General features: G+C 50.3%; 21 protein-coding genes and 1 other RNA gene. 10 read left to right on the top strand and 12 right to left on the bottom strand.

Annotated features, from left to right (window positions below):
- Positions 1–96 precede the first annotated feature (96 nt).
- Positions 97–615 carry a thiol peroxidase gene (gene tpx / locus ACE5KN_RS00485; RefSeq protein ID WP_375524993.1) on the top strand — a complete coding sequence of 173 codons (519 nt, stop codon included), beginning with the start codon at positions 97–99 and terminating at the stop codon, positions 613–615.
- A gap of 72 nt (positions 616–687) precedes the next feature.
- On the opposite strand, the gene ACE5KN_RS00480 is transcribed toward tpx, so the two are convergent.
- The 4 genes from ACE5KN_RS00480 to cshA form a co-directional block, all read right to left on the bottom strand.
- Entirely contained in the window at positions 688–1080 is a 393-nt protein-coding gene (locus ACE5KN_RS00480) for a DUF1499 domain-containing protein (RefSeq protein ID WP_375524992.1), read from the bottom strand.
- Positions 1081–1287: 207 nt separating this feature from the next.
- Positions 1288–1480, bottom strand: a non-coding RNA gene (gene ssrS, locus ACE5KN_RS00475) — 6S RNA.
- Positions 1481–1535: 55 nt separating this feature from the next.
- A complete protein-coding gene (locus tag ACE5KN_RS00470; protein WP_375524991.1) occupies positions 1536–2297 on the bottom strand; it encodes a YesL family protein in 762 nt (253 codons plus the stop codon).
- A 163-nt stretch (positions 2298–2460) separates the two neighbouring features.
- The gene (gene cshA, locus ACE5KN_RS00465; protein WP_375524990.1) at positions 2461–4011 is read right to left on the bottom strand and encodes a degradosome RNA helicase CshA; all 1551 of its coding nucleotides are present in this window, start codon (positions 4009–4011) and stop codon (positions 2461–2463) included.
- 337 nt (positions 4012–4348) lie between these two features.
- Between cshA and ACE5KN_RS00460 the strand changes: the two genes are divergently transcribed.
- The 4 genes from ACE5KN_RS00460 to ACE5KN_RS00445 all read left to right on the top strand — a co-directional run bounded on the left by ACE5KN_RS00460 (position 4349) and on the right by ACE5KN_RS00445 (position 8504).
- Positions 4349–5170, top strand: coding sequence for a YitT family protein (locus tag ACE5KN_RS00460; RefSeq protein WP_375524989.1), 822 nt, complete (start codon positions 4349–4351; stop codon positions 5168–5170).
- A gap of 172 nt (positions 5171–5342) precedes the next feature.
- Positions 5343–5531: a hypothetical protein gene (locus tag ACE5KN_RS00455; RefSeq protein WP_375524988.1), complete on the top strand. Its 189-nt coding sequence runs from the start codon at positions 5343–5345 to the stop codon at positions 5529–5531.
- A 255-nt stretch (positions 5532–5786) separates the two neighbouring features.
- Positions 5787–6971 (top strand): putative glycoside hydrolase, encoded by a 1185-nt coding sequence (locus ACE5KN_RS00450; RefSeq protein ID WP_375524987.1) that lies wholly within the window; start codon positions 5787–5789, stop codon positions 6969–6971.
- Positions 6972–7139: 168 nt separating this feature from the next.
- Entirely contained in the window at positions 7140–8504 is a 1365-nt protein-coding gene (locus ACE5KN_RS00445; RefSeq protein ID WP_375524986.1) for an MATE family efflux transporter, read from the top strand.
- Positions 8505–8830: 326 nt separating this feature from the next.
- Here ACE5KN_RS00445 and ACE5KN_RS00440 read toward each other — a convergent pair whose 3' ends face one another.
- From ACE5KN_RS00440 to ACE5KN_RS00415, 6 genes are all read right to left on the bottom strand, one after another.
- A complete protein-coding gene (locus ACE5KN_RS00440) occupies positions 8831–10543 on the bottom strand; it encodes a glycoside hydrolase family 13 protein (protein ID WP_375525125.1) in 1713 nt (570 codons plus the stop codon).
- 47 nt (positions 10544–10590) lie between these two features.
- Positions 10591–11376: a glucose-1-dehydrogenase gene (locus ACE5KN_RS00435; RefSeq protein ID WP_375524985.1), complete on the bottom strand. Its 786-nt coding sequence runs from the start codon at positions 11374–11376 to the stop codon at positions 10591–10593.
- Positions 11377–11594: 218 nt separating this feature from the next.
- Positions 11595–12566 carry a 6-phosphofructokinase gene (gene pfkA / locus ACE5KN_RS00430; protein ID WP_375524984.1) on the bottom strand — a complete coding sequence of 324 codons (972 nt, stop codon included), beginning with the start codon at positions 12564–12566 and terminating at the stop codon, positions 11595–11597.
- Positions 12567–12586: 20 nt separating this feature from the next.
- Positions 12587–13666, bottom strand: coding sequence for a tetraprenyl-beta-curcumene synthase family protein (locus ACE5KN_RS00425; protein WP_375524983.1), 1080 nt, complete (start codon positions 13664–13666; stop codon positions 12587–12589).
- 94 nt (positions 13667–13760) lie between these two features.
- Complete coding sequence (locus ACE5KN_RS00420; protein ID WP_375524982.1) at positions 13761–15173, bottom strand: MATE family efflux transporter; 1413 nt, start codon at positions 15171–15173, stop codon at positions 13761–13763.
- Positions 15174–15330: 157 nt separating this feature from the next.
- A complete protein-coding gene (locus ACE5KN_RS00415) occupies positions 15331–15528 on the bottom strand; it encodes a cold shock domain-containing protein (RefSeq protein WP_355318431.1) in 198 nt (65 codons plus the stop codon).
- 157 nt (positions 15529–15685) lie between these two features.
- Here ACE5KN_RS00415 and ACE5KN_RS00410 point away from each other — a divergent pair, with 157 nt between their 5' ends.
- The 5 genes from ACE5KN_RS00410 to ACE5KN_RS00390 all read left to right on the top strand — a co-directional run bounded on the left by ACE5KN_RS00410 (position 15686) and on the right by ACE5KN_RS00390 (position 19630).
- A complete protein-coding gene (locus tag ACE5KN_RS00410) occupies positions 15686–15919 on the top strand; it encodes a hypothetical protein (RefSeq protein WP_375524981.1) in 234 nt (77 codons plus the stop codon).
- Between the two features lie 7 nt (positions 15920–15926).
- Complete coding sequence (locus tag ACE5KN_RS00405; protein WP_375524980.1) at positions 15927–16109, top strand: hypothetical protein; 183 nt, start codon at positions 15927–15929, stop codon at positions 16107–16109.
- A 195-nt stretch (positions 16110–16304) separates the two neighbouring features.
- On the top strand, positions 16305–18092 hold the full coding sequence (pepF, locus tag ACE5KN_RS00400; RefSeq protein ID WP_375525124.1) for an oligoendopeptidase F: 1788 nt from the start codon (positions 16305–16307) through the stop codon (positions 18090–18092).
- Positions 18093–18213: 121 nt separating this feature from the next.
- Positions 18214–18576, top strand: a complete 363-nt coding sequence (locus ACE5KN_RS00395; RefSeq protein WP_375524979.1) for a LapA family protein — start codon at positions 18214–18216, stop codon at positions 18574–18576.
- A 16-nt stretch (positions 18577–18592) separates the two neighbouring features.
- A complete protein-coding gene (locus ACE5KN_RS00390; RefSeq protein ID WP_375524978.1) occupies positions 18593–19630 on the top strand; it encodes a M42 family metallopeptidase in 1038 nt (345 codons plus the stop codon).
- An 83-nt stretch (positions 19631–19713) separates the two neighbouring features.
- On the opposite strand, the gene ACE5KN_RS00385 is transcribed toward ACE5KN_RS00390, so the two are convergent.
- Positions 19714–21654: an ABC-F family ATP-binding cassette domain-containing protein gene (locus tag ACE5KN_RS00385; protein ID WP_375524977.1), complete on the bottom strand. Its 1941-nt coding sequence runs from the start codon at positions 21652–21654 to the stop codon at positions 19714–19716.
- A 13-nt stretch (positions 21655–21667) separates the two neighbouring features.
- On the bottom strand, positions 21668–22474 hold the full coding sequence (locus tag ACE5KN_RS00380) for a DUF92 domain-containing protein (protein ID WP_375524976.1): 807 nt from the start codon (positions 22472–22474) through the stop codon (positions 21668–21670).
- Positions 22475–22478 lie beyond the last annotated feature (4 nt).

Here is a 22478-nt window from a genome sequence, read left to right as displayed (position 1 = left end):
TCTGCATTACGTTTTCTAACAAGTGGACATCGTCTTTCATAAAAGATTATAATGGATTTTGGCACCAATAACCAATGTTATAAGGAGGAAATACATATGACACAGGAACGTACCGGCGTGGCAACCTTCAAAGGCAATCCGCTCACGCTCATCGGCCCCGAACTCAAAGTCGGCGACAAGGCTCCTGATTTTACACTGAATAAAAATTTACTTGAGGAAGCCTCACTGAAGGACTTTGCCGGCAAAGTCAAGCTCGTCAGCGTAGTGCCTTCTCTGGACACCGGAGTTTGCGACGCACAGACCCGGCGCTTTAACGAAGAAGCGGCTGGTCTTGGAGATCAGGTTGTCGTGCTTACCGTCAGTGTGGACCTGCCGTTTGCCCAGGCACGTTGGTGCGGGGCTGCCGGAGTTGACCGTGTCATCACCCTGTCGGATTATAAAAATCATTCCTTCGGCAAAGCCTACGGCGTATTTATCAAGGAGTTTCATTTGGATATGCGCTCCATCTTTGTCATTGATGCCGATGACAACATCGCGTATGTGGAATATTTGGCGGAAATGGCCGACCATCCTGATTACGAGAAAGCAATCGAAGCTGTGAAGAAGCTCGTTTAAACCAAAAAAAGCGAGGAAGGCCCGTCCTTCTCTCGCTTTATTTTTTACAGGAATGTCCTCAATGCCCTACCCTTACTCATGAATTTTGTAGGCGCCCATTTTTTTGTCCAAAACGCCATACAGCTGCAGAATAATGCGGTAATTGGCCCCCAAATCCCCCATGGAGCCCCGTGAAGCGGAGTAAATGTCGATTGCGCTGCGCACGGGAGAGACCGAAAGAATCGAGACGGTAATATCGATAACACGCCCGAACGCGGTACGCTTCTCCAGTGTGATTTCCCCTACCGAGGATACCTCGTGCAGCACCTTGAATCCGGGTATTTTTTTTAATGTCGATGAAACTTCTTCCCATGCCTTATCCTTCGATAAATTATAGTATCGTGTTTTGAGCAGGGGATCCTTCGCCTTGTCACCCGTACCTTCGTGACTGCGGATAATCCCCACAAGCGTCCTTTTCAGCGACAACCTATTTCCTCCTTCACCATCACCGTGCCCTGCGGTATGCTCTGCAGATGCATTTTTTTCTGTTGCAAACGCTTTAAAACATGCGGAGCTTGCAGATCTTTTTCTCCAGGCAGACGGTATTTTGCTTACTTACAGTTTATCATTGTTGCACAACAAAAAACACCCCTGTTTCTTCGTGAAAAGAAAAGAGATGTTTCTCATTTAATATTTGGCCCCGCCGTTGCCGTCCGACCATAGTGTCTTCTGAACCTGCATCAGCAGGTGGGTGACCGCAGGAAGAACATTTGAAGTCCCCTTGTCGCAAGTGACAGGGCTTTTCAGCCGCTTTCCATGTAGATCTCCCTAGACATTGTCATTGGTTCAAAACAACAAATGATCGCAACGTACACAGCAGGAAGTGTTATTGCTTATTATAGTCCTCTGCACTAAAAAAGTAAATATTGACGAGAAATGTTTTAATTTTTCGTTTCCTCCGCTGCCGCTTCTTTCCCTTCCGATTCGCCGTCCGTCTGCTGCTTCTGCAGCTGCTCCTGCATTTTCAGAAAGGTTCCGTAGAAGTTGAAAAAAGCAAACCATGCGATAATACACGGAATGAAGAAAATAAAAAGCACAGGGTAGCGAACCCCTACATATACAAGCACAGCACTGCCGAACAGTGTGGAAAATACGCGGAATGGCCGGATCAGCGTCAGCAGAATCGCGTTTTTAATAATTTGCCCAATTGTCATATGGTAATGCGTTACCATGGAGAAAAAGTTGAACATGGACACAAACAGGATGATGAGCAGGATCAGCATAATTACGCCGATCATCTGCAAATTCGGAAACTGCGTCATGTACACGGTATAATCCACATACATTACAATGGTCAGCAGGGTGTAAAACAGTCCGCCGAGCAGGCTTTGCTTGTAGTTTTGTTTAAATCCGGCAAAATAGGTGCGGAAGACAGGTACGTCGCTATCCCCCATTACCCATTTGCGCACAACCGTGAACATGGCGGCCGTTGCCGGAAATAAAGTAAGCGGTGCCACAATTGCCATTGCCCAGTTCATCTGCAAAGATTCATTATTCATCTGCTGGCTCATGACGATCAGCTTCATGATTAAAAAAAACAGAAAGGGCGATGAACATAGCGCCCACAGCAGGTTTGTGGCAGCAAAGCGAGTAATCCATTCCGTCAGGCGGTAAATGCCGCCCATGGCTCCCTTGAATTCCAAATTTAGTCTCCCCCTCAGCGTTGCCCAGTCTCTTTTCAGCTATTATTTATACTATAACTTAATTGGACCCGTTTCCGCCACCCACACAAGCAAAAAGCCGGAGTGTCACCACTCCGGCTTCTAATGCCTGTCCTGTTATCTATGCCAAACCGGCGGCAGAATCTTAAGATTCAAACGAATCCTCTCTTCTTGGCCGGCGTGTCTCCGAGCCTTCTCCAGAACGCGGCTTGCGATCCCCACGATCACGGTTATACCCGCCTCCACTGCTGCGGTTATCGCGGTTGTAGCCGCCTCTTCCACCACCGCGGTTGTCACGGTTATATCCGCCGCGTCCGCCGCCGAAGTTGGAAGGCTTGCGACCGCCTGAACGGATATCCGGTCTGCGGCGCTTCGCACGAATCGGATCCTCCGGAGTCAGCTCGATCTGCGCGTCACGCTTCTCGCCTGTCAGGAGCTTCATAGCAGCTGACAGCAGCTGTACGGAGTCATACTGCTCCAGCATTTGAATGGCAAGTCCTTTATATTCGTTCAGTTCGCCCTGCTCCACCATTTCAAGCAGACGCTCAGCTGTGATGCGCTGTTTGCCTTCGATGGCCTCCGCCAATGTAGGCAGCGGTTTGCGTGGAATACGATGGCGCGTCACACGCTCGATGAAATGAAGATGATCGATTTCACGCGGAGTGACAAAGGACCACGCTGCCCCTTCCTTGCCTGCACGTCCGGTACGGCCGATCCGGTGCACATAGCTTTCAGGGTCCTGCGGAAGATCGAAGTTCACGACATGGGTTACACCGGATACGTCCAGACCGCGTGCGGCAACATCCGTCGCAACCAATACATCGATGCTGCCGTCGCGGAATTTGCGCATTACCGTATCGCGCTGGTTTTGCGACAGGTCACCATGCAGTCCGTCAGCGGAATACCCGCGCTTTTGCAGCGCTTCGGCCAATTCATCGACACGGCGCTTGGTACGTCCGAATACGATAGCCAGCTCTGGGGACTCCATGTCCAGCAAACGGCTGAGGGCCTCAAACTTTTGACGCTCAGGCACCTCAATATAAGCCTGGTCGATCAACGGGGCGCTGACTTGCTTTGGAATAACCGATACATGCTCAGGGTTTTTAAGAAACTGCTGTGCAAGCTTTTGAATATTCGGCGGCATCGTAGCCGAGAACAGCATGGTCTGGCGCTCTTCCGGAACCTGTTTAAGGATGGATTGAATATCATCCATGAAGCCCATGTCCAGCATTTCATCCGCTTCGTCCAATACAACGGTATTCACGTCATCCAGCTTGATGGTTTTGCGGTTGATATGGTCAAGCAAACGTCCTGGCGTACCGATAATAATTTGGGGTTTCTTCTTAAGGGCACGGATCTGGCGCACAATATCTTGTCCACCGTAAATAGGCAGTGTACGAAGACCTTTGAAGCGGGAGAGTTTTTCTATTTCTTCGGCTACCTGGATGGCAAGCTCACGTGTAGGCGCCATAATGAGGGCTCTGATTTTTTCGTCTGTTTTGGAGATTTTGCTGATCAGCGGAATACCGAATGCTGCGGTTTTACCGGTACCGGTCTGTGCCTGGCCGATCATGTCGCTGCCTGTCAATGCGATGGGGATCGATTTGGCCTGGATTGGGGTTGCCTCCTCAAATCCAAGCTCCGTAATGGCCTGAAGTACCTTGGGTTCAAGATCAAATTCTGCAAATGTCGTCAAATTTATTCATACTCCTTCTTGTAACGGATATAGTGGACAATCCGCGGTCTTGTCTGTATTCTTAAGTAGCGGTATTATGGTATAGGTTTTCCCTGCAGCAGCGGCAGATTGCAGCTCATTTTCATCCGTACGAACCATGTATTACCGTATTACAGGGGAATGACCTTATCACATCTTTCAAAAAATACGTCTAAGTGCCAATGAAGCATTTCAAATTTAAAGCGTTCAGATTGGAAATAGCTCCCTACTCAAGAATATCCACATCGCATTATAGCACAAAACAAATCAATTTTACCAGCAAGCTGGTTTACACATCTTTAAATGAGGTGAACTTACCGTGCCAAGGCTGGCCTGGAACAGTTTTGTTATCATTCTCGGGGCCGCTGCCATCGCAAGCGGTTTTAATTTGTTTTTGGTCCCGCATCACTTGCTGAGCGGGGGCGTCTCCGGCTTATCCATGCTTGTCGGGTATTTTACGAGCGCAAATCTTAGCGTCATGTATTTCATATTCAACATCCCCATTCTGCTGGCGGGTTTATTCATTCTGGGCCGAAGGTTCATCGGATTAAGCATCCTGTCCGTTATCGTCACCACTTGGCTGATCGCTGTCATTCCCGTGGACGCGCTTGTCTCCGATGCTCTGCTTGCTTCCGTATTCGGAGGTGTGCTTGTCGGCATAGGCGCGGGCATTTCGTTTCATGTCGGAGGCTCCACGGGCGGCTTTGATATCGTGGGCTCAATTGTAACCCGTTACCGTGATTTTCCGGTAGGCACAGTCCTCGTGGGTCTGAATGGACTGGTCGTTCTTGCAGCAGGCTATTTAAGTGATGACTGGAACACTGCGCTTGCTTCCATGGTATCGATTTATATCAGCGGCAAAGCCGTCGATATCATTCATGTGAGTCATACCAAAGTAACTGTGTATATTATTACTGACCGGACTGAAGAAATGCTGTCCCGCCTGCTCACGCTTCCCCGCGGGGTAAGCAAAATCAAGATTGAAGGCGCCTTTTCCCATAAGGAAAAGGACATGCTGATGACGGTAACGACCAGATATGAGCTAGCTGAACTGAAAAGGATCATCAAGGAATCCGACCCCGCAGCGTTTGTTAATATCGTGGAAACGGTAGGCGTGATGGGTGCTTTTCTGAGAAGATAATCAGGTACCCGTGCACGAATGGACTGTTTTATGTTACACTTGTATTGCACGGTTCCACTAAGACCAGCTTTTCCAGCTTTTTCACAGGTCCTCGGCTTTTCCGATTTACGCACTGAATGATTCGTTTGTGAATGATTCCGAGCAGAAACAGGAAAGGGTGATTTTTGTGGAAATGGAAACGGTAAAACTGTCCGATATCGTGATGAAGTGGTTTCCTGAAATGCTTCCTTTTCTCAGGGAGAATGAGCTCAATTCCCGGATTGTGCTCAGGGACGGCATCGGTATTCTTGAAGCCGACGATGCTATGGAGATTATTCAGTACAGCATTTGCGAACATCAGAGCCATTCTTATCTTCAATAACTTTCTGGCAAGGCCTCAGCTAAAATAATGAATGACTGCCGCTGCACCACCGGGCTGTTCCCGGGGTACAGCGGCTTTTTTATTTTTGGACATGCATATAACCGGCCGATTCAGTCATCCAATATAGGGTAATAGAAAGTCTAGGTTATTAGTGCCTGAATCGTTATTTGAATGGTTACAAACATGTCCTTTTTCGACAAAAAACTTCTAGTATAATCAGGTAGACATAGCAAGAAAGGGAGAGAATTCGTAAAGATGAACATCGTCTGGGCAATCATGGTAATGCTAGGAGCCCTCGGAGGAACGGCAGATCCGGGAGGGGCAGCAGGCGGCACGTCTATAAAGTCGTCTGTAGAGACGGCGATTAACAGTGCAATCATCCATTCACAGGGGGCAGAGGCTGGTGCCGTGAACGCAGACAATCCTCCAGCCAAGGTTGACCCGCAGCCGGGAGCACCGCTTGTAAAAGGAATTTACGTAACGGCATACAGCGCCGGCGGAGAACGCATGGCCAAGCTGCTCAAGCTGCTGGATGACACGGATCTGAACTCCATGGTCATTGATATCAAGGATGATGCGGGATACATAACCTATCCGACCCAAAATGCAAAGCTGAAGAAAATGGGCAAACCTCAGCCTTTTATCAAGGATATTTCAGCTTTGATGGCCCGGCTAAAGAAGCATAACGTCTACCCCATTGCCCGTATCGTCGTGTTTAAGGACACGGTCCTAGCCAAGAAAAATCCGAAGCTCTCCTTCCGCAATCCGGACGGCTCCTTGTGGAAGAATGGCGGCGGCGACAGCTTTGTAAACCCGTACAGCAAGGAAGTATGGGACTACAATATTGAAATTGCCAAGGAAGCCGCCAAGCTGGGCTTTAAGGAAATCCAGTTTGACTATGTGCGTTTTCCGGAAGGCTTCGAGAAGAAAGCCGGCAAGCTGACCTATGCCAAGACCGACAAGTCGCGGGTGGATGCCGTTGCGGAATTTGTCCAATATGCCCGCAAGCAGCTCGCACCCCTGGGCGTCAGAGTATCGGTGGATATTTTCGGATACGCGGCTTCTGTCCCTGCGGCGGAAGGCATTGGGCAGGATTTTGTGAAAATATCGGAGAATGTGGATGTCATTTCGCCAATGGTCTACCCAAGCCACTACTCGACAGGCTGGTACGGTGTTAAGGACCCTGATAAAAATCCTTACAAGGTCATCAAGGGCTCAATGGCAGACACGCATAAGAAGCTTGAGGCCACCAAACATCTGAAGCCTGTCATTCGCCCCTGGATTCAGGATTTCACAGCCAGCTGGCTCGGCAGCGGTCATTATGTCAAATACGGAAAGAAGCAGGTCGACGATCAGATCCGCGCCATGAAGGAAGCAGGCGTTGACGAATATTTGCTCTGGAGCGCCTCGAACCGGTATACCCCTGGTGTCAATTATTAATCTTACAGCCATTATCAATATTCCTTACAGAAGACCCGCGAATGCCGCGGGTCTTTAATATTAAGCCCTGCTAGCTTTAGTAAAATATACTGTTCAGATTTCGGTTCATCGCTTACAATAAAGCTCTGACATCAGATGGAACATTATTTTTATAAAGGATGCGCTGCAATGAATACAACTTATTCGACTGCCGAGAAGTGGAAGCAGTTTGCTGTTATTCTGCTACCCATTCTGGTAACACAGATTACTTTATCGGCTATGACCTTCTTTGATACCAACATGTCCGGCAGGTATGCACCGGCGGATTTGGCGGGAACCGCCATAGGCGTCAGCCTGTGGAATCCCATTCAGACAGGGCTCAGCGGCATTCTGATCGCTGTTACGCCCATCGTGTCCCAGCTGATTGGCAGACAGCAGAAAGACAAGGTTTCATTTTATGTAATACAGGCTTTATGGTTCGCGCTGCTGCTTGCCGTCGTTGTGATTGCAGCAGGCTTTTTGTTCCTTAAGCCGATTCTGGCGGGGATGAGTCTGGAAACCAGGGTTCATAATGTCGCCTTTTATTATCTGGTTGCCCTCGCCTTCGGCATTATCCCTTTTTTCGGCTACACCGCCCTGCGCAGCTTTATCGATGCCCTGGGTCAAACCAGAATATCGATGATGATTACCCTGATCTCCCTGCCTGTCAACGTATTTCTGAATTATTTGCTTATCTACGGGAAATGGGGATTTCCGGAGCTTGGAGGGGTTGGATCAGGAGTGGCGACCGCTTGCACCTACTGGATTGTGTTTCTCACGGCCCTCATTATCGTTCACCGTGGCAGCGCGTTTGCTGAATATGCTGTTTTCCGCCATTTTCACGGCATTTCGGGCAAAGGCTGGCTTGAGCTGGCGCGGATCGGTACGCCAATGGGATTTGCCATCTTTTTCGAAACTGCCGTATTTGCTGCGGTAACTCTCTTCATGAGCAGCTTTAATACGATAACGATAGCAGCTCACCAGGCGGCCATCAATTTCGCCTCCACCCTGTATATGATACCGCTCAGTATTTGTACGGCTCTGACCATACTTGTCGGTTATGAAGCAGGCGCAGGCCGTTCGAAGGACGCCCAAAGCTACAGCCGGATCGGTATCGGCACAGCCGTTGCCCTCTCCCTGGCAGCCGCGGTTGTACTGCTGTTATGGGGAAAAAATGTGGCGGGCATCTATTCACGCGATCCTGACGTTATTGCCATGACGCAGCACTTTCTGCTCTACGCGATCTTTTTTCAGATCTCGGATGCCATTGCGACTCCAACGCAGGGGGTGCTGCGCGGCTACAAGGATGTCAATCCCGCATTCTTCCTGACCTTTATCTCTTACTGGATCATCGGCCTGCCTGTCGGTTATGTATTGGCAAAGTGGACAGTACTCGGTCCTTACGGCTATTGGGTCGGGCTCATTACCGGTCTGGCTGTCGGTGCAGCCACCCTTCTCGCCCGCCTCTGGGTTGTGCAGCGCCGGTTCAGGGACCAAAGTATGAAACAACAATGAGAACAGCGGGAAGGCTCCGCAAAATGAATACTCTACGGGAATAGCCCTTCATTTCTTTTTATGAGTAAAAAAGGTCAAGAACTAGGACGACTTTCAAACCTGTTCTTGACCTTTTTTGCTATCGCAGGAAACACAGAGGGTTCCCCTTAATTTGACCGCAGCCGTTGCTCCTTTCGTTTTAAGTCGGGATAAGCAAGCAGTCAGCGGAGAGGGCGAAGCAATTCCGGAAAAGCGGAGCGGTCGCCTTTGGCCCGAAGGGTCAACAGCGATTGGAGGAATGCTTCGTTCTCGGAGCGCCTCAGAATATTACAACGTGAGCTTCAAGGTCAATGGATCATCGTGTGACTGCTTTGCTGAACCAGCTTGTACACCCTGGCTTCATAAGGCCGGAGTGTTTTTTTCTTTTCATTCTCCCCTGGCTGTTGCTCATAATTGGCGATTAACAGCTCTCCCGAATCATACGCAAGCTCATCAGGCCACTCAAACTCAACGGTGTCACGGCTGAAGTTCAAAATAACAAGCAGGCATTCCTTATCCAGTGTCCGCGTATACACGTACAGATCCGGATCCAGCGGCAGCAGAAGCGTGTACTCCCCGTAAACCATCACTTGATGCTGTTTGCGCAGAGCAATCAGCTTCCGATAATAGTGATATATGGAGTTGGGGTCCTTAAGAGCTGCTTCGACATTAACTTCCTTGTAGTTGTGATTGACCTTAATCCAGGGCTTGCCGTCCGAGAATCCAGCATTCTCACTGGCATCCCACTGCATGGGGGTACGGGCGTTGTCCCGGCTTTTCTTATGGATTGCGGCCATCGTTTTTTCCTCGGGTACCTGCTGGAGTTGTGACAGCTTATAGAAATTCAGCGTTTCGATATCCTTGTAATCTTCAATATGCTGGAAGGAAGTATTCGTCATGCCGATTTCTTCCCCTTGATAAATATAAGGGGTACCCTCAAGAGTCAGCAAAAACGTGGCCAGCATCTTCGCGGATTCCACCCGATATTCTTTGTCATTACCGAAACGGGACACCTGCCGCGGCTGATCATGATTGCCCAAATAGTTGGCATTCCAGCCCTTATTATGCAGTGCAGTCTGCCAGTGGGTCATAATCTTTTTCAGCTCAGGCAGCGTCCACGAACGGGTTTCCCATCTGGCGGTGCCTGTTGATGGAGAATCCAGCGTCATATGCTCAAACTGAAATACCATATTGAGCTCATGCCGCTCGTTTCCTACATATTCCAATGCCTGCTCCGGTCCAAGACCCGAAGTCTCCCCTACGGTCATAATATCGGATCCCATCAATACCTCTTCATTCAGCTTGCGCAGCAAGTCGTGAACATGCTCCAAATTCGAAAAAAACTGATTAGCCTGAACGACCTCCAAATGGTTGGGATTCTCCGCATCCGGAAGTCCTTTGGCCTTGACGATATGTGCAATGGCGTCAAAGCGGAAACCGTCGACACCTTTTTTCAGCCACCAGCGGATCATCTTGTACACTTCATGAATCATTTCGTCATTCTGCCAATTCAAATCCGGCTGGTACTTGGAATACAGATGCATGTAATACTGTCCGGTTTTTTCATCAAGCTGCCAAACCGAGCCGCCAAAGTATGATTCCCAGTTGTTTGGGAAAAGCCCGTGTTTGCCATCACGCCAAATATAAAAATCCCGCTTCGGACTGGTCTTGGACGATCTGGATTCAATGAACCAGGGATGCTCGTCGGAAGTATGATTCAATACGAGATCCATCATGATTTTAATTTCCCTGTCATGAGCCTGCTTCAGCAGCTTATCGAAATCCTCCATCGTACCGAATTGCGGTTTGATCGCGTAATAATCACTGATGTCATAACCGTTGTCCTGACCGGGGGACTGATAAATGGGACAAATCCAGATCACGTCTACGCCTAAATCCTTCAAATAATCCAGTTTCGAGATAATCCCGCGCAGGTCACCAATGCCATCTCCATTGGAGTCCTTAAAGCTGATGGGATAGATTTCATATACAACAGCTTCTTTCCACCACTGTTTTTTCACTGGCGGTGCTTCCAGCAGAACAGCCTCTTTGTTTTCTAATGTCGTCACTACCCTTTACCTCCCTGGAATGAAGGAAATTTTGTCATGCCTCCGTCTGCAAACAACGTAATGCCCGTGACGTAACTGGACTCGGAGGAAGCCAGCCATGCAGCTACGGCAGCAATCTCCTCCGGCTTGCCGATATAACCGAGAGGGATCAAGGATTCGACGCCCGCTTTCAGCGAAGGATCGGCAAATTTGGCGGCATTAATGGGCGTATTGATTGCCCCGGGAGCAATATTATTTACCCGAATGCCTTGGGGAGCGAACTCGAGAGCCAGCGTTTGCGTCATCATTTTAATACCGCCCTTGCTGGCAGCATAGTGCAGAAAATGAGGCCAGGGGATTACTTCATGAACGCTCGAAATGTTGATAACAGTCCCTTTGATTTTGTATTTCAACATGTAATCTATTGCATCCCGGCAGCCCAGAAAGGCCCCGGTCAAATTGACATCAATGACCCGTTTCCAGTTCTCAAGGGTCATTTTTTCGGAAGGTATCTCATTCTCGATCCCTGCATTGTTGATCATTACATCAAGCGAACCGAATTGCTCATGGGCTGCAGTGACTATTTTTTTGACGTCTTCCTCTTTGGATACATCGCCATAAACGCCGACTGCTTTTCCTCCATAAGATTCGATCCGGGACACCAGTGCTTCAACTTCCTGATTGCCTCCGAAATAGTTAATCACAACATTTGCCTTTTCCTGTCCAAACCGCAAAGCCATCGCTCTGCCGATGCCGGTGGCCCCCCCGGTAATCACAACGGTTTTTCCTGTGAGATCGTTATACATCCTTACCTCCTGCAAAGTTGATGTTATGAAAAATTTATACAAGCTTTCTTAAACCACTCAGAGTTTGATTTAACATCAAAGATGATTCTGATGTAAAATACGCGCCGCTCCTTTTTCACATTTTGCCCACAAAAAATCCCTTCCATGTAAACTGTGTGCTTATTGCTGACACAGTCACACGGAAGGGATCATACCTGCCCAACCCGGATTATATGAAATTATTGGGAAAGGCGGATGGCAAGCTCGTACAAATCCATGTTAAATGGTTTCTTCGTATTAACTACTGTATTGATATCAGTGGCAACAAGTTCGCCTTTAATAATACCGCACGCTTTATCGGATTGTCCTTCAATCAGCTGACGTACCGCAAAATCGCCGAGTCTGCTGGCCAGATTGCGGTCAAATGCTGTTGGGGTGCCACCGCGCTGGATATGACCCAGTACGGTTACGCGCGGATCGTTCGTCGGGAAACGCTTGACGAGCTCTGCCGCCACATCTTCCCCTCTGCCCACGCCTTCGGCGACGATAATAATACTGTGTCTTTTACCATGGGCAAAATTTTGCTTCATCCGCTCGGCCACTTCATCCATATTGAATTCAACCTCAGGCACCAGAATGGTCTCAGCGCCGGAAGCCAGTCCGGCATGAAGGGCAATATCGCCGCAGTGACGGCCCATAACCTCCACGATGGAAGAACGTTCATGGGAAGACATGGTGTCCCGCAGCTTGTTGATGGCATCCACAACAACGCTGACTGCCGTGTCAAAACCGATTGTATAGTCTGTAAAAGAAATATCGTTATCAATCGTGCCGGGAAGCCCCATCGTTTTGATGCCCTGCTGGCTCAGCTTGTTCGCTCCCTGATAGGAGCCATCGCCACCGATGACAATAAGCCCGTCTATGCCGCGGTCCCGCAAAATTTGTGCACCCTTCTGCTGCCCTTCCAGCGTTCTGAACTCCTTGCAGCGCGCGGATTGCAACACCGTTCCGCCCCGATGGATGATATCGCCCACACTGCGCAAATCCATCTGGAAAATGTCATCGTTCAACAGACCGTGATAACCGCGCTGTACACCGTATACTTCCAAGCCGAAATACAGTCCGCTGCGCACGACGGCGCGAACGGCCGCGTTCATTCCCTGAGAGTCTCCACCACTCGTTAGTACTGCGATTTTTTTAACTGCTGTCATCTTTATTTCCTCCTAAATTCTCATAATTGCCTTCGAATCCAACGACTGTTCACGAAAAAGAACAAACGCATGAGCGGGCTTTTCTTCATTAAACGCTTTGAAACGAGGCGGACCTCCTGCTGCTCGCTGACCTTGGGGTCGGATAAATATAATGCAAGCAGTCCCTCGATAATCATCCGGTGAAAGGAGCTATCAGGTACTGAAGACACATCCTCCCGCGCCCTGTTTACAATGAACACGAACCGGTCAACCATGGTTTCGGTATCTTCATAGTCATTGCAAAAGTTCAAATCCCCGCCTATACGGTCTTCGTTCTGGTCGATCAGATAATCCAGCAATATATGCAGACCGCAGACATGCGGAAAATACGAGCGGTGAATTGCGGCTGCCCCCGAATCGGTCAGATGGGGGTCGCTGGCAGCCAGAAACAGCATAAACACGCCCAGCGTTGAACCCGTCGCCGCCGCAAATTCATTCCATCGCAATTCCGGTGTCCGCTCTTTATGAAGGTTCCACCAATCCATTAATGCTGCTTCCCGGAGCTCCGGCTTGATATGCTTGTATACCTGCAGATCGGTATAAAGCCTTGCCAGATCAAGAATATAAGGCATGGCGGCTTCATAACCCGGAAGCTTGCGTATGCATGACTGACAAGTCTCCACCAGGTGAAGCAGGTATCCTCCATCTTCCTGTTCGTCCCGTAAAGCATAATAATGAACAGGTTCCGCCGCCGGATTAACCGCATCGAGCATGGACTGGTGCAGCAGTCTGAAATCATCCGGGTCCAAAGACGTGCTTCGGTCACACAAATTATCGAGATAGTCGCTGATCGTCTGATAAGCGACGATCAATTGGATCAGCGTATGGCGGACCGGCAGATTAACCGCCGCATAGACCGAGCCGCCGATACAATGAAACGCCTTGCCTGATATGCTTGCAAGCGCCTGCTTCTTTAATTCGGTATCCGGAATTTGTTCAGCCGTCTGGCGCCAATATTCCAGGGTACGCTGTGTCTCGGGAATGATGTATCTGTACATTCGTTTCATCAACCCGAAGGGACCGCGCGGAGCCTGAAATTGTCTTAGCTCAATATCATTCAAATGACGGTGCCTCCACAATGTGTCTACGTTTTTCGCAACCTATCCAAACAAGCTTATTATAATATGATCGCCCAGTTTGCACAAATAAAGAAAGTCACTTTTCGACAGGTTCCGGCTGCTTTTCCCGGGCGCCATCCATGGATGCGTTCTGCCATTTTCCAGACACATAATACAGGATTCCGGCAGTCATCGCGACGGCAAAGCCAATGGGAAAGCTCCACCATACTGCGTTCAGTCCAAAGTCATCCACCAGCAGATAAGCCAGCGGAATCCGTATCCCCCACAATGCCAGCGTAGTGATCAGCAGCGGCACAATGACGGCTCCCGTGGAACGGACAACCCCTGTAATTACATTCATGACGCCAAACAGCACAAAGCTCCACAGTGTAATTTCATTAATCCTCATCCCGATCTCCAGCGCCTGGCCGGAGGACGGCAGAAACAGCAGCAACGCCTCCCGGTTAAAGATATGGATCACCACAACCAGGCCCCCTGTCATGAGCAGATTGAACAGAACGCCGATCCAGGTTGTACGGTGGACGCGGTCCCAGCGCCGGGCGCCGATATTCTGGGCGGCGAAGGAAGACACCGCAGCTCCCAGCGCCATCGCCGGCATCTGGACATAGCTGGACAAATTGTTCGCCGCCGTATAGGCTGCAGCCGCATCAACGCCAAAGCTGTTGACAAGATACATCAGCATGATTGCACTGGTGGTAACGACGATCATTTGCAGCCCCATCGGCACCCCTTTGCGGATGAGTGTCCAAATGATACCGAGGTCCATCCGCAGCAGGTGCAATTCATCCTTAGTAATGCGCAAAAAATATTTCATACGATACAGATAGATCATCATGCATAGAAAGCTGATCAAATTCGCGATGACCGTTGCCAGCGCCGAACCGCCGATTCCGAGCTCGGGTACGGGACCGAGCCCGAAGATGAACACCGGATTAAGAGCAACGTCCAGCACAACGCATAAAATCAGAAAGTAAAAAGGCGTTTTCGAGTCGCCCGATCCCCGCAGCACCGTCATAATGTAGTTGAATCCGAACATAAACGGGATGCCTGCAAAAATAATCCTTGTATAGATGATCGCCATTTCAAGGGATTCCGCAGGCGTATTCAAAGCCGTCAGAATCGAAGGCGAAAGCAAAATACCCGCAGCGCCAATCAGCAATGCCAGCAAAAGAAAAAAGACGGCGCTCGTGCCGACAATCCGTTTCGCCTTGGCGATATCCTTTGCCCCGATGCTCTGGCCGATCAGAATCGTGGCAGCCATGGTGACGCCGAAAATGGAGCTGATCAGAAAAAATAAAATAATGTTGCCGTTGGAGGCCGCGGTCAGGGCCGCTTCACCGAGAAATTTGCCCACCCAAATGGAATTGATGGTACCGTTCAGCGTCTGCAGCACATTACCCAGCAGCATGGGGAGAGAGAAGAAAAAAAGCGTTTTCGCAATTGGCCCTTCCGTAAGAGACGGACCGGTCCGCGCAGCGGCCATAGCCATGACAATCAGCTCCTCTAATAGTCAAAGTTGTGGTCATTATGTATATTTAACACCAGTTAAACCAGTGGAAGCAAAAAAGCGCAGCTCCCAACGGGAAAACTGCGCTTTTATGACGTTCAGCCGAACTTTATAAGAGATCCGTTTACCGGAAATATTCTTACAATTTAGTTACGTTAGCTGCTTGAGGTCCACGGTTACCTTCCGTGATTTCGAATTCTACTTCTTGACCTTCATCCAAAGTTTTGAAGCCTTCGCCTTGGATTGCGGAGAAATGTACGAAAACGTCTTCGCCGCCTTCAGTGGAGATAAAGCCATAGCCTTTCTCTGCGTTAAACCATTTAACTGTACCCTTCAAGTGAACAACCTCCTAAAAATACCGCCATCTATGGCGAATATCCATATTATACTCCATCATTTTCAACATTGCAATTGATGTTTTGGGTCGCTGGAATGATTTGTTTTTCCCTGCCGTCTGCGGTATTATGGACCAAAACACTTACGGAGATATGCATATGATGAAAAAGCATGAAATATACAAAAAAGACAAATGGAACATGATGACAGTCGAGGTCCAGGGCCGCTACATCGTCCTGCGGGAAATTTCCGACGACTGGGGAGAGGAAGCACATACTTTTCTGAGCCGCCCAGCCATGATGCACTGGGCCAACAACCGCTTCCCGAAGGAAGAGTTTCAAGGCAACGAGGAAGAATGGGAGCGTATCATGAACGCTTTCAAGCAGGTATAAGACGCCCATGGATACGAGCAGTTCCATTATTTTTATTATCCTGGCCTTTACTCTGGGAGCCGTGCTCCTGATGATGCGTGACAGCATCCCCGCCCAGCTCAAGAAATGGATGGCTCTGGCGGCTGTCGTTATGATCTGTTTTGCCTTTTTCCTTATTGTATACGGTTTGATGCTGGGTGGTTCCGGCTAAAAGCGGCAAATTATATTTGCATCCCCCTGAGGCCATACTATGACTTATATGTCATGGTAAAAGGAGGATGCATGTTTGCGGCCTGCCAAACCACTAGCCGTCCTGCTCGCCATCAGCCTGCTCTCTCCGCTGGTGCCTGCAGACGCCAAAACCGTAACCCGCACATCGCAGATGAAAGAACAAAGGAGGCCCCCTATGAGTAAAGTATTGAAGCGTGAAGAAGTAGCATCGGAAAACAGCTGGAAGCTGGAAGATCTGTTCCCGAATCAACAGGCCTGGGACAAGGAATACGAGGAAATCAAGCAATTAACAAAGAAAGCCTCCTTCTTCCAGGGCAAGCTGGATCGTGCCGAAGCAGTTCGCGACTGCTTCAAGCTTGAAGATGAATTATCGCTTAAAACAGAACGGGTATACGTATACGCCCATCTCCATCATGATGAAGATACTGCGGAGCCTACATACCAGGCTTTGTCGCAAAAAGCGAAAAAGCTCAGCGTGGAAGTCAGCGAAGCGCTCTCTTTTATTACTCCTGAAATTTTATCCCTGCCTGAAGGCAAGCTGGATGAGTTTATCGCCGCTCCGGAGCTTGCTCCTTACAAATTCACGCTGCAGGAGATGAAGCGCGAGAAGGCGCATATTCTGAGCAAACCCGAAGAAGCACTGCTTGCCCAAGTCGGCAATCTTTCCCAGGCCCCGCAGACGATCTTCGGCATGCTCAACAATGCGGATCTGAAATTTCCGCGCATCAAGGACGAGAACGGCAACGAGGTTGAACTGACGCACGGCAGCTACATCCAGTTCCTGGAGAACCCCAACCGTGAAGTTCGCGAACGGGCCTTCAAAGCCGTATATGATACGTATGCTGCCAACAAAAATACGATCGCTGCCGCGCTGAGCGCCAATGTAACGAAAAATATTTTTTATTCCAGAGTCCGCAAGTACCCTTCCGTGTTGGAAATGTCCCTTTATGGTGACAACATTCCAAAGGAAGTGTACACGAACCTGGTCGACACAATCCATGAAAGCCTTCCTCTCCTGCACCGTTATATGAAGCTGAGAAAAAAGCTGCTCGGTGTAGATGAGCTTCATATGTATGACTTGTTCGCCCCGCTGGTGGATGAATACAAGATGGACATCACCTATGACGAAGCCAAGGACACTACGCTGGAAGGACTCAAACCTCTCGGCGAGGATTATCTGGCCGCGCTGAAAAAAGGCTACACCGATCGCTGGATCGACGTTTATGAGAATGAGAACAAACGCACAGGCGCCTACAGCTGGGGAGCCTACGGCACCCATCCCTATGTGCTCCTGAACCATAAGGACAATCTGAACAGCATGTTTACGCTGGCACATGAAATGGGCCACGCGCTGCATTCCTATTATTCGGATAACGCGCTGCCTTACCGTGACGCCCAGTATACCATTTTCCTCGCGGAAGTGGCTTCAACGACGAATGAGGCCTTGCTGATGGATTACCTGCTGAAAAAATCGCAGGACCCGAAGGAAAAAATGTATCTGCTCACCTATTATGCCGACCAGTTCCGTACGACGGTATTCCGGCAAACGATGTTTGCCGAGTTCGAGAAGATCATTCATGAACGGGCTGAACAGGGTGAATCCCTGACACCGCAGGTGCTGTCGGATATCTATTATGATCTGAATGTGAAGTACCATGGACCGGATATGCACGTGGATAAGGATATTGCTATGGAATGGGCGCGTATCCCGCATTTTTACAACAGCTTCTATGTGTACAAATATGCGACAGGCTTCTCTGCGGCCACGAGCTTTTCCAAGCAAATTCTGGAGGAAGGCCAGCCTGCGGTGGACCGTTATCTCGGCTTCCTCAAAAGCGGGGGCAGCGATTACTCCATCAACATTCTGAAAAAAGCAGGCGTAGACATGTCTTCGCCACAGCCGATTCGCGAGGCTATGAGCGTGTTCAAGGAACTGATTGAGGAGATGGAAAAGCTCTCCTGAGCTAAGCTGATTCCTGTAGAGCAGAGTTCTGCAAAAAGGTGTCGAATTGGTGCTGTCATAAAATCCCTTGCCTTTCATAGACAAGGGATTTTATACTTATCATGCCAAGGAGGTGGCCCTGATGAGATTACAATGGTCTCTGATCTCTGCATTAATTATCGCTTTGCTGACCGCAATCTTCGCTGTCATCAACGTCAATACGGTTAAGGTAAACCTGTTGTTCCAGGTTGTCGAAATTCCGCTGATTTTGTTGATTTTGGGCTGTACACTGCTCGGAGGCCTGATCGTAGGCTCCCTGGGTATATTCCGCCAATTCAAGCTGCAGCGCGAAATTAAACGCCTCAAGCGCCAGGTGGAGCTACTACAGCAGCCACCCCAGGCTTCCGGAGCAGAGCCACTGGAGGAGCATACACCCGGAGATGCCGGGAAGGCCGCTTCGACCGAAGTCTCTTCCGTTGAGGGGGCAGACCTGCCGGTTAAATAAGGAGGAACCTGTTTTCGTGAATATTCAACCAAATGAAGATTACATTATTTCTTTACTTAAGAAATTGCTGGACACCCCCAGCCCAAGCGGGTACACCCGTAAAGTAATGGAAATTGTGCGTGATGAAGCGGAGAAGCTCGGATTTCCCGTGGAATGGAATGCCAAAGGCGGCGCCATCATTACGCTGCAGGGCGAAAACGCGGATCACACGATAGCCCTGAGCGCTCATGTGGATACGCTCGGTGCAATGGTGCGTTCTGTAACGCCCCACGGGACACTGCGCATCACTTCCGTCGGCGGATTCATGATGAACAGCATCGAGAATGAATACTGCCAAATACATACCCGGAGCGGAAAAATCTATACAGGCACCATTCTGTCCGCTCATCCTTCCGTTCACGTCTATGCGGATGCACGCACCTTTGAGCGCAAGGAAAGCAATATGGAGGTACGAATCGACGAATTGGTGGATACCAAAGAGGATGTGCTGAAGTTGGGTATTGCCGTAGGGGATTTTATTTCTTTCGACGCCCGTGCCGTCGTGACGCCAAGCGGATATGTTAAATCACGCCACCTGGATGATAAGGCCAGCGTAGCGGCGCTGTTCGGGCTGCTGGAATCATGCCGACGCGAGCAATGGACGCCAAAGCGCAATGTCAAGCTGCTGATTTCCAATTACGAAGAGGTTGGCCACGGCGCTTCTTATATCCCTGCCGACATCCGCGAGATGATCGCGGTGGATATGGGAGCAATCGGTGATGATCTGAGCTGCAAGGAAACGGACGTTTCCATCTGCGCCAAGGACTCGTCAGGTCCGTATGACTATGACATGACAAGCAGGCTGATCGAGCTTGCCCGCCAGCTTGAGATCCCTTATGCCGTCGACATCTATCCGCAGTACGGCTCGGATGCGTCCGCAGCGCTCAAGGGCGGCAGCAATATCCGCGCTGCACTGGTCGGCCCAGGCGTTCATGCCTCCCATGCGATGGAGCGCACCCATAAGCAGGCTGTGCTGAATACTTCCCGTCTGCTCGCTGCATATATCCTGACTTAAAGCAATAATGCATTACGGCTAAAAGGCCTCCCGGAATCGCAATCATGCGGTCTTCCAGGAGGCCTTTATAGTATCCGCTCTATTTATGAGCCCTTGCTTTGTTCAATTTTTTCAGCCAGTTCGTTCAGATAGGCCCACCGCTCCATCAGATGCTCCAGCTCCTGCTCCGCTTCGGCTTGCTGCACCATCAGCTCCTGCAGCCGGGCCGAATCGCTAAATGCCTGTTCCATGTCTGCAGCGATCCGGGCGAGGCGCTGCTCCGCCTTCTCTATCATTTCATCGATTTGCTCAAATTCTCTCTGCTCTTTATAGCTGAATTTCAGCTTCTCTTTCACCGGTGCCTTCGCAGTGTCCGCAGCCTTCTCTTTTTTCGTTTGACCGGATTTTTCACCCGAGGGTGCAGAAGCCTGCTGTTTGGCTGGTGCATTGCGGGCGATCCATTCGGCATATTCCGTATAGTTGCCTACATGCACTCGAACCTGTCCGCCGCCCTCAAAAGCAAATATTTTGTCTGCCGTCCGGTCCAGGAAGAAGCGGTCATGGGAAACGGTGATAACCACACCCGGAAAATCGTCCAGATAATCCTCCAGCACGCCCAGCGTCTGAATATCTAGATCATTCGTAGGCTCATCCAGCAGCAGCACATTCGGCGCTTCCATCAGAACACGCAGCAGATACAAACGCCGCTTCTCGCCTCCGGACAAGCGGGAAATCATGGACCACTGCATGTTCGGCGGGAACAGGAAACGCTCCAGCATCTGAGCAGCTGTAATGGTGCTGCCGTCATCGGTGCGGATGACCTCCGCCCCTTCCTTGATATATTCAATCACCCGCTGATTCGGGTTCATCTCCTGATGCTCCTGGGTGAAATAACCCAGCTTCACTGTAGCTCCCAGCACAACCTGTCCGCGGTCTGGCTCAATCTGGCCGGCAATCATATTCAGCAGCGTGGATTTGCCGCTTCCATTCGGTCCGACGATGCCGATCCGGTCGCCAGGCACCGCCGTGTAATCCAGATGCTCAATCAGCGTGCGCCCTTCAACCGATTTGGACAGGCCGTCGATTTCCAGTATTTTTTTGCCCAGCCTGGTTGAAGCGACAGACACATCCATGGCGCCCCCGCGCTGCTCGGGCTGCTGCTCCATCAGCTTTTCGAAGCGCTCGATTCTTGCCTTCTGCTTTGTCGTGCGAGCCTTGGCGCCGCGCCGGATCCAGGCAAGCTCATTGCGCAGCAGGTTTTGCCGCTTCTGCTCGGAGGCTGCCTCCCTCTCCTCACGCTCGGCCTTCAGCTCCAGAAATTTGCTGTAGTTTGCCTCGTAACGGTACAAGCGGCCATGATCCAGCTCCAGCATGACCGTAGCCACCCTGTCCAGAAAATAGCGGTCATGGGTAATCATCAGCAAGGCACCGCGTCTTTTCTGCAAATACTGCTCCAGCCATGCAACAGAATCATTATCGATATGGTTGGTGGGCTCATCCAGGATCAGCAGCTCGCAGGGCTGAATCAGCGCCGCCGCCAGCGCTACCCGTTTGCGCTGCCCGCCGGAGAGCGTCCCCATTTTGGCATCAAACTGGGTAATGCCGAGCTTCGTAAGCACGCTCTTGGCATCGCTCTCCAGCTGCCATACCCCCAGAGCATCCATCTGCTGATTGGCAGACAGCAGGCGTCTTTGAAGCTCCTCACTGCCAGGATTCAGCTCCAGCAGCTCCATTACCTCCATGTACTCCCTTACCGCCCTCATTTCCGGAAGCGTCCCTTGAAAAATCTGCTGCAGCACCGTCACATCCGGATCAAAATCGGGATTTTGCGCCAAATATTGAATCCGGACATCATTGTTGACGGCAACCTGCCCGCTGTCCGGCGTTTCAAGCCCTGCGATCACCCGCAAAAAGGTCGATTTCCCCGTACCGTTGACACCCACGACACCGATTTTGTCGAGTTCATCCATGCCGAAGGAAGCGTCCCGGAACAGTATTTTTTCCCCATAGCTTTTTGATAGATTTTCAACCGTTAATATGTTCATCTATATATACTCCTCACATCCATAGATATCCCAGGGCCAAAGCGACTACTCCGCCTGCTGCGGAACTGATCAGATTCACTGCGTCATTGCTCATCCAGGCCCATCCCCGTGCCTTCTCCGTCGCCTGACCGCAATGGCTGCCAACCTCCACTTCACGTCCGCAAACCCGGCAGCGGCTCATGTACTGCACCGTCGCTCCTAGATAGGAGTCTGCAAAAGCACCTGCCGCGCCCGCAACGCCTCCAGACACAATCCAGGCCCACCATGGGAGCGTGCTCCCGTCAAGGATGGATTGGAACAACCAGGCGCTCAAGCCAATCAGAACGCCACCTGCTACAGCCGCGCTTGTCCCTAAAGCGGATACGCCACCGCTGGTTCCAGGCGGAAGCTGGCGCCCGTTCAGCACGGAACGCGGAGCCTGACGGCTCAAGCTGCCAATCTCGGTCGCCCAGGTATCTGCAGTGACCGTCGCCATGACGCCGATAAAAAGAAAGACCCATGCCGGATGCGGCCATACCGCATAACCTGCACACAGCAGCATGCCTAGCCCACCATTGGCAAATACCTGGCCGGCATCCCGGTTGCCTGTTTTGGCATAGGATTTCTCAAGCTCCGCCTTGCGCTCCTGCTTGTACTTCGAAAGCAGTGTGGATGTTATAAAAAACATCAGCAAAATGCCAAACCAGAACAGATCACCGGCTCCGTAATAGACCGTGCCCATTACAAATGCCGCTGCAAAACCGGATAAAGTCAGCGATTTCCTCCTGTATGCGGCACCGCCCACAAGAAGGGCTCCCGCCGCTCCAATCAACCAGTCCACCATA

It is taken from the genome of Paenibacillus terreus (genome assembly GCF_042138595.1).
Taxonomy (GTDB): Bacteria; Bacillota; Bacilli; order Paenibacillales; family Paenibacillaceae; genus Paenibacillus; species Paenibacillus terreus.
Note: the sequence above shows the minus strand (reverse complement) of the source record. Positions and strands in the feature narration are given on the sequence as shown.

Excerpts from the sequence above, each read along its gene's own strand:
- tpx (WP_375524993.1), top strand. The coding sequence starts at position 97 with ATGACACAGGAACGTACCGGCGTGGCAACCTTCAAAGGCAATCCGCTC.
- ACE5KN_RS00455 (WP_375524988.1), top strand. The coding sequence starts at position 5,343 with ATGGAAACGGTAAAACTGTCCGATATCGTGATGAAGTGGTTTCCTGAA.
- ACE5KN_RS00450 (WP_375524987.1), top strand. The coding sequence starts at position 5,787 with ATGAACATCGTCTGGGCAATCATGGTAATGCTAGGAGCCCTCGGAGGA.
- ACE5KN_RS00445 (WP_375524986.1), top strand. The coding sequence starts at position 7,140 with ATGAATACAACTTATTCGACTGCCGAGAAGTGGAAGCAGTTTGCTGTT.
- ACE5KN_RS00435 (WP_375524985.1), bottom strand. The coding sequence starts at position 11,376 with ATGTATAACGATCTCACAGGAAAAACCGTTGTGATTACCGGGGGGGCC.
- pfkA (WP_375524984.1), bottom strand. The coding sequence starts at position 12,566 with ATGACAGCAGTTAAAAAAATCGCAGTACTAACGAGTGGTGGAGACTCT.
- ACE5KN_RS00420 (WP_375524982.1), bottom strand. The coding sequence starts at position 15,173 with ATGGCTATGGCCGCTGCGCGGACCGGTCCGTCTCTTACGGAAGGGCCA.
- ACE5KN_RS00410 (WP_375524981.1), top strand. The coding sequence starts at position 15,686 with ATGATGAAAAAGCATGAAATATACAAAAAAGACAAATGGAACATGATG.
- ACE5KN_RS00405 (WP_375524980.1), top strand. The coding sequence starts at position 15,927 with ATGGATACGAGCAGTTCCATTATTTTTATTATCCTGGCCTTTACTCTG.
- pepF (WP_375525124.1), top strand. The coding sequence starts at position 16,305 with ATGAGTAAAGTATTGAAGCGTGAAGAAGTAGCATCGGAAAACAGCTGG.
- ACE5KN_RS00395 (WP_375524979.1), top strand. The coding sequence starts at position 18,214 with ATGAGATTACAATGGTCTCTGATCTCTGCATTAATTATCGCTTTGCTG.
- ACE5KN_RS00385 (WP_375524977.1), bottom strand. The coding sequence starts at position 21,654 with ATGAACATATTAACGGTTGAAAATCTATCAAAAAGCTATGGGGAAAAA.